General features: G+C 32.4%; 8 protein-coding genes and 3 pseudogenes. 4 read left to right on the forward strand and 7 right to left on the reverse strand.

Annotated elements, in window-relative coordinates; translation table 11 throughout:
- The first annotated feature begins 386 nt into the window (after positions 1-386).
- A complete protein-coding gene (locus AC1DTM_RS15295) occupies positions 387-503 on the forward strand; it encodes a DeoR family transcriptional regulator (RefSeq protein ID WP_016104037.1) in 117 nt (38 codons plus the stop codon).
- 366 nt (positions 504-869) lie between these two features.
- Here the strand turns inward: AC1DTM_RS15295 and AC1DTM_RS15300 are convergent, their stop codons facing one another.
- Both AC1DTM_RS15300 and AC1DTM_RS15305 read right to left on the reverse strand, forming a co-directional pair.
- Positions 870-1,256: a hypothetical protein gene (locus AC1DTM_RS15300; protein WP_016104036.1), complete on the reverse strand. Its 387-nt coding sequence runs from the start codon at positions 1,254-1,256 to the stop codon at positions 870-872.
- A 93-nt stretch (positions 1,257-1,349) separates the two neighbouring features.
- Positions 1,350-1,641 (reverse strand): annotated as a pseudogene (locus AC1DTM_RS15305) (site-specific integrase); the annotation flags it as partial.
- A gap of 218 nt (positions 1,642-1,859) precedes the next feature.
- Here AC1DTM_RS15305 and AC1DTM_RS15310 point away from each other — a divergent pair.
- Positions 1,860-2,164: pseudogene (locus tag AC1DTM_RS15310) on the forward strand (tyrosine-type recombinase/integrase); the annotation flags it as partial.
- Positions 2,165-2,782: 618 nt separating this feature from the next.
- Here AC1DTM_RS15310 and AC1DTM_RS15315 read toward each other — a convergent pair.
- The 3 genes and pseudogenes from AC1DTM_RS15315 to AC1DTM_RS15325 form a co-directional block, all read right to left on the reverse strand.
- The gene (locus AC1DTM_RS15315; protein WP_267864941.1) at positions 2,783-2,914 is read right to left on the reverse strand and encodes a hypothetical protein; all 132 of its coding nucleotides are present in this window, start codon (positions 2,912-2,914) and stop codon (positions 2,783-2,785) included.
- Between the two features lie 153 nt (positions 2,915-3,067).
- The gene (locus tag AC1DTM_RS15320) at positions 3,068-3,172 is read right to left on the reverse strand and encodes a YjcZ family sporulation protein (protein ID WP_000505684.1); all 105 of its coding nucleotides are present in this window, start codon (positions 3,170-3,172) and stop codon (positions 3,068-3,070) included.
- A gap of 1,518 nt (positions 3,173-4,690) precedes the next feature.
- Positions 4,691-4,834: pseudogene (locus AC1DTM_RS15325) on the reverse strand (Y-family DNA polymerase); the annotation flags it as partial.
- 163 nt (positions 4,835-4,997) lie between these two features.
- Here AC1DTM_RS15325 and AC1DTM_RS15330 point away from each other — a divergent pair.
- Complete coding sequence (locus AC1DTM_RS15330; protein ID WP_016104035.1) at positions 4,998-5,696, forward strand: hypothetical protein; 699 nt, start codon at positions 4,998-5,000, stop codon at positions 5,694-5,696.
- Between the two features lie 145 nt (positions 5,697-5,841).
- Here the strand turns inward: AC1DTM_RS15330 and AC1DTM_RS15335 are convergent, their stop codons facing one another.
- Positions 5,842-6,216 carry a hypothetical protein gene (locus AC1DTM_RS15335; protein ID WP_016104034.1) on the reverse strand — a complete coding sequence of 125 codons (375 nt, stop codon included), beginning with the start codon at positions 6,214-6,216 and terminating at the stop codon, positions 5,842-5,844.
- A 48-nt stretch (positions 6,217-6,264) separates the two neighbouring features.
- The gene (locus AC1DTM_RS15340) at positions 6,265-6,480 is read right to left on the reverse strand and encodes a YolD-like family protein (RefSeq protein WP_033714657.1); all 216 of its coding nucleotides are present in this window, start codon (positions 6,478-6,480) and stop codon (positions 6,265-6,267) included.
- A gap of 107 nt (positions 6,481-6,587) precedes the next feature.
- On the opposite strand from AC1DTM_RS15340, the gene AC1DTM_RS15345 reads away from it, so the two are divergent.
- Positions 6,588-6,956: gamma-type small acid-soluble spore protein (locus AC1DTM_RS15345; RefSeq protein WP_477000438.1), on the forward strand; the 369-nt coding region annotated here is incomplete at its 3' end.

Here is a 6,956-nt window from a genome sequence, read left to right on the forward strand (position 1 = left end):
GACATATATGACATATATCGATATAACTCTTCGGCAAATAAAGACAGCTCTTGTTTTTGATGCATATTCATAAAAAGCACGTCACCCTTTCTCATTAACATAAGAGAATAGTAACGTGCTTTTAAGTTTAAGAATAGTCTAAATCCTTAAGTTGATGGATGTGTGGTGGGACCCCATATAACGAAGAACGAATGTAAATAATAAAATCCCCCAACATATTAGACATATATAATATGTTGAAGGGATTTATATTAAAACATTTTATAAAATTAGGTTTTGATAAGATAAAGATCCATGTGTTTTTTGTATCTATTTTTATCATTTAACTATCCATGACTATATATTATAAAGGCTCCAAATTATGTCATAGTTATGTAGGACATTCGATGTCTAGAGCAAAAAGATTAAATGAAATGATTATGATGGTTAATCGAATGAAAAAATTTACTGTGGGAGAATTAGCACATGAATTGGTTGTTTCAAAACGAACCATTTTCAATTAGGTTTGTACATTTAGACAGTTAAATATATATAGATAACTTTATGGAGTGGTGGTATAGGATCTATTAATCCTTAATTATATAATGTGAATAACTTGGTAATTAACTTGTACATTTTTAATGAATTTATTTGTTTTATGTAAAAGGTGCCAAGAAATACTTTGTAGTTTTATTTCTTGGCATGGGTATTTATTTGGGTCATTTGGATGCCGACCTTACAATAGTATATGTCCGCTATATGAAATGGTTTGTTATTTATGTTCAGTTAAGTATAATTTAGAAAAGAAAAACACCTATTTTTTAATAGGTGTTTTTCTTGCAAATTGGCTTATAAATTAAGGGAAAGATTTTTCTTTTAATTAAAATTTATTAATCTTCTCTATGATCATGATCATGTTCTTCACATTCTCTACAATGCTTCTTACGCTTGCAACAGAAACGATTACAATCAGGTGAATTTATAGAGATTACGTTAATTCTGTTAATCGCAATACGTGCTAATCCTGGGAAACAATCAAAGTCAGATAAAATAATTACGTTGTTTCCTTGAAAACCTTGGAATGTTGCACTTGTAGGTCTTTGAGAATCATATTGAATAACAATACAAGTACCAGGAGTTAATGTTCTTAAGAATTGTAATAACTCTGGATTGTTATTCTGTTCTCTTCTATTGTCTTCTCTTTCTTCTTTTCTGTGATGATCTCTCCGATCATCACATCTATTGAAATCACAACCTCCACCAAAACCAAAACCCATAATAATTACCCCCTTTCGTTCGTTAGTACATTTTATGCTCGTCTAGAAGGGATGGTGTGAGTATATGAGTCCAGTTAAGTGTGGATTTTTCATTTAAATATAAAATTGGTTTAATAATACCATCTTCTCCTCTTTAATTAATCAACATATTTCAGTTTGATTTGCGGTGTACTATGACTGATTGTTTCTTGTAACATGGCTACCAATGGATTCTATGTTGACAAAAACCCTGTTTTTTACAGTTGTCGATGAGCATGAATCCTACTAATGGGTTTGTTTCTTTTTCGAGAAGGGAATGACTAGATACTTTTTAGTGCTGGGGATACGAATCGATTTTATGAAAAGTGGAAGTTAAATTAATCATCTTTTCTTTCTTTGTTTTTCCTCCTAACTAGATATAAAGTCCTTATCTCGTAATGCCCGATCAGATTGTTCGGTTTGAATTACACTTTCTATAGGGCTTGGTAAATCAAATGATTTATAAATTCGATTAGGAGTAGTATAAATACCATGTATAGTTTTGTMTAAATAATGACGTTCTTCCTTTGTATAATAAGTAATCAGTAAAGTGTTGAGTTGTTTTTTCTACAATTATAAAAAGATATGGATGAGAAGAAAAAGTGAAAGAGGACATAAAAAAGAGTTATGTAGCGGAGATTCTTTCGTTTTGTCAATGTACGGCGTAACAGGCGGAAGAATTTGAATTGAACGGGGAAGGCGTATAGCGCTATGCTTCTTTATTGAAAATATTATGGCCTTGGCATATATGTAGATATAGTAACTGGTTAAAAAGCGTGAAGAATGGAAAGAGAAATTCCAGTTCTAGCGTCAACGCTCGCGAAGAAAACAGTACTGATACGTTCTATTTTTAGCATCTACATGTATTTGGGTATAGAGAAAAACCTCTTTAAGAAGAATTGCAGCGTGCAAATGTAAACGAACAAGATCGCCCTACTCTATGAGGAGGTCATGAAAATATCCAAATAACGAAGCTTTACTTGGAGAAACAAATGAAACGAAAAAATAATGTAGGAATGACTTTTGCAGATATGTTCAATTGAATTTCTTGTGAATCTCAAATATAGTAAGGGAAATGTATATAAAAAGATCACTTGTCTTGGAAACAAGTGATCTCTTCATTAGATAAATTGCTACTTACCAACAGCAAGTAGTCGTTATCCCATAMATATGTTCAGGAGATATTATAACACAATTTTTTTAGTTATATAGAGGGGAGCATCAGGATTTTTCTTTATAAAAGAATAACCCTCTAAGGTGCCTTCCTCCGACTTGAACCACGTTCATTAATATAAATTTTTCCGTATTATCCCTTTGTTATACGTGTAAACACATCCTATAAAACAGAATCGTCTATATGCACTAGATTGTTAGTACACAACATACAAAAGAATTGAGATCAGTATCAGAGTGACGCCATATCTTTTAAAATGAACGATATGTTATGCTTTTCAAAAGAATCTGCTTTATAGGATGCATCCACATTCATTATTTCACTATATTTATGATTAATTATATGTATATTTTTTGATGTTATGCATAATTGCATTATTTAGGTAGTGTGTATAGAAAAGGGAATCTAATAACAGTGCCCTGTCATAGTATCCGAATCCGCCGCCCCAAGAATCACCGTAACTCATAATTTTTCCTCCTTTAATTAGAAGACTTAACAATGGGATAGATTGTTGTTTTAATAGGTTTACATTACTATATGTTTTTATGGAATGAATGAGCAATTCCATTTGGAAATAAAGAAAAGACACTCATATAAGAGTGTCTTTTCTAATAGTTTTTTAGCAGAAGCAAGCAGCTCCAACTATGATTAATAAAATAAATAATACAACTAATAAAGCAAAGCCACCAGCAAAGCCGCCGCCACAACTACCACCAAAGCCCATAATAGTTCCTCCTTTTGGTAAGAGGATAAAACAAGAGGTCACTCAAGTATTTTAATGGATTCATTTTACCTTATGTTTTTATAGAGTAATTGAGCAGGTCCTTTTAAAAAAAGAAAAGACGCCATAAGGCGGGTAGATAAGGTTTTAATTTTCCAATCTAAATAAATTATGTATCAGCTCTTCGAGGTCAGATCATAATATTCGGTTTATTTAATGTTGATTATTACATACTCTTTTCCAAACTTCTAATTTTCATAAAGAAAAGGTCGAAATTGGCTACTGCAAAGATGAATTAAAACGATGTGAATCTAGATTGTGCATTTTCTGTTCTAAAAATTGGATTACTCGTGAAGAAATTATTGAATTAAAAACTGAATACAACAAAAAACTTGAAATTAGAGCATAAACAATATTGAGAATTTATAAAGATATTAAAATAGAATATAAATCGTGTAGAGTAAACCCTTTAGAACTAGCTGAACTGGATAGAGAGTCTAAGTTAACAAACAGTGAAATTCATGATTATGCTATGCTTATTTCAAAAATTTTCGAGTGAAAAGGTGAGTTAATGACTCGGGAGGAATATGAAAAAGAATCTCCGGATATAGCATTTCTGACCATTAACACCATACAAAGGTTATAAAGAAAAATAAGTGAGCTAGAATTAAAAAGCGAACAATTAAAAGGTATAAATAAAATTTCTAAATACAATTATTTAGGGAGAGAATGATGGGAGATTTTCTCTTAGGGAGAAAATATTGATTGAATTGAAAAAGGAAGTCATAGCATTATATGTTGGTGTTTTTGAATGAGTGTTCTTCTTACAAATTAAAGAGCAGCTAACAAAAGTTAACTGCTCAAGCAAGGAAATCGGAGAAAGGATTACCATGTTATCTGTAGTGTTAACGGAATATTGAATTTTATTCATAAGGCATATGTATTTAAAGAAAAATATAGTCCACCACGAATAATGCAATCTATTCATAAGAACTTTATTAAATTTATAACAAGATCATCATTTAAATAAAAAGAGCACTATTTATGGTGCTCTATGACCAAGATTCATACTGAAAAAAGGACAACTTCACCAACAGGTGAAGTCTGTATAAAATGAGGTGAAGTTCATACATAAGTTGTTTGGAATTGCATCATAATTTGTAATTACACAGTCTGTGTAGGCTTTATATCCCTATTAGATGATTTTTGCACCAGAACCAAAAAGACCACCCTAAGGTGATCTTCTTATGTAGGGCGGGAAGACATCGGTCTTCCCTTCGGGTTGCCCCGATGGAAAGGGCGTTTTGTTTCCAAAACTGTTTTTCCTGATTACATAGTATGCAAGAGTTTCAGTTTAGTTCCTAAATTATTCAATAAAAAACTAAAAGTTTAATATATAACTTTTGTTTTTTATTTCTGATCAAAGGCAAATATTTCGGTTTCAGCTCCTCTTGATGCTACTCCTATAAACGTGTTTCTGTATCTAGCTGTGGCGCTATGCGTGTAGGAAACCCTTCGTCAAATGCTGGTTTTTCAAGACTTTTTGCGTATTCCATCCATTACTTTCGCTAAATTCATTTCTTGTTCTTACTGCGTTACGTTATCAAAAAGAGAAACTTGTTCCTCCTCTTCCTGGATTAAATTCGTTAGAGAAATGTGTATGCTGAGACTGGCCCATATTCGGAATTTGGTCTATTATTATCAAATTCTCCTTTTAGTAAGTTCCCCAATTTATACTCTTTTATACCCATTTAAATTTAGACAAGTACCTAACTAACCTTGTTTACCATATATTGCTTTCAAAAATAGAAGTATAGGAGGAATTATCATGCTAAGTAAAACATATAGCTCATATATAATTCCATGTGGTCAATTTAGTAATTACTCTCCACAATATTTATCTAGATTTCCCCCTTTGTATCCATTATCTTATCCAGAGTGTCATTATGATTATTATAGTAATTGGAATTATGAATACACTGGAACGTCAATACATGATATTCATAATTCTGAATTGGAACGAATGAGTTTGCTGAGCAGTAGATTAGAATATTTAGGGCATGAGATAGATCATGCAGTGCATCATCCTCATGTGTGTCACGGTCATACTGGATACCTGACAAATAAGTTTGACTTAGAACTCAAAATTGAAAATGGCGGTTGGGTTACAGCTTGGGCAAATGACATTGCAGAAAAAGATGTATTACAGGGAGTATCTGTATTTAGCGCTAATCCAAGTGCCTTCTTGTACTGGGTAAATAACTTAGTAAATCGTACTATTTCATCATTACAAACTGATGCACAACTCAAGTTCACGGCTGAGATGAGGAGAGTAGCTAATGAAATAGCTGCAGATGTTATTAGACGAGCAATTCAAGGGAAAAGTCCATTAGAAACCTTTAAACAATTTGATACATTTGACTTTAAAGCAGGGGCAATAAGATATTCTGGTAGAAATATGTTATGTGGTAATACAGTATCTACTACTTGGGGAATGAAGCCTTATATTGCCCTTAGAGTGCGCTAAACTTATAAACCTGAAGATAAACAAAGGGGAGAATAGATTCTAACAGTGGAAGCAATGAATGTGTTTGTTCCTATAAACAATATAGAGAATTGATGTTTATATAACTGAAGAAAGAAGGAGCTCAAATTGAGTAGCCCCTTCTTTTTTATTTAAATTCTACATGGAATTTAGTGTCAATGATTCCAAAAGCAACTTTACATGGCAACGGATTTTTTCCTGCTGAAGCAGCACGCATACAAGAAAGCACCCAATATTCCAGTTCTAAAGGTAAGCGGTATGCTTGAATGCTACTATCATTGTTTTTTACTGTTACAATCGGTGTATTTATCCTAGTTGTAGCAAAACCGTCCGTTGCTATCATTGCTACTGCATCATTAGTATGAAAACCGGTGCTTAAAATTTCATAAAGCTTTCCATCTTTCTCATTTATAATCATAGGTATGCTTAAATACGGATAGTTATTTATATCATTATGAATAACTGTTCTTGCTGTATTCTTTCTTATCTGATTCCCTTGCATTTTATACACTCCTTTATAACAATCCAAACGTGATTACTTAAATCTATTCTATTTTACGTCTATTATGTTAGAAAATTGTAGTGTCATCTTATTATAAAAAGCACCGGTACATATGACAGTACTATTTAGCGGATCAATATCAACAACAGTCATATAACTAGAGAGTAAATAACCGTCTTCATAATATGTAATTAATATTTCTTCTTCTTTCCATTCATTTCTTAAAAGCATGGTTAGTTCAGTCCTATCTCGTCCTATGTACATACCTTCATCTCTATAATATGTAGTTTGAATGAATATTGAAATAATATGCGGAAGTTTAAAAATAAAATTAAGAATAACTATTAAATGGGTTGGTTACATTATTAATTGTGGAGGTGAGAAAGATGAACAAAAAACAACAAGGTTACAATAAGGCAACTTCTGGCGCTAGCATCCAAAGCACAAATGCTAGCTATGGTACAGAATTCGCAACTGAAACAAATGTACAAGCAGTAAAACAAGCGAATGCACAAGCAGAGGCAAAGAAAGCACAAGCTTCAGGTGCACAAAGTGCAAATGCTAGTTATGGTACGGAATTCGCAACTGAAACAAATGTACAAGCAGTAAAACAAGCGAATGCACAAGCAGAGGCAAAGAAAGCACAAGCTTCAGGTGCACAAAGTGCAAATGCTAGTTATGGTACAGAATTTGCAACTGAAACGGATGTGCATGCAGTGAAAAAACAAAATGCGCAATCA

The sequence above is a fragment of the Bacillus sp. P4_D3 genome, from assembly GCF_056401855.1.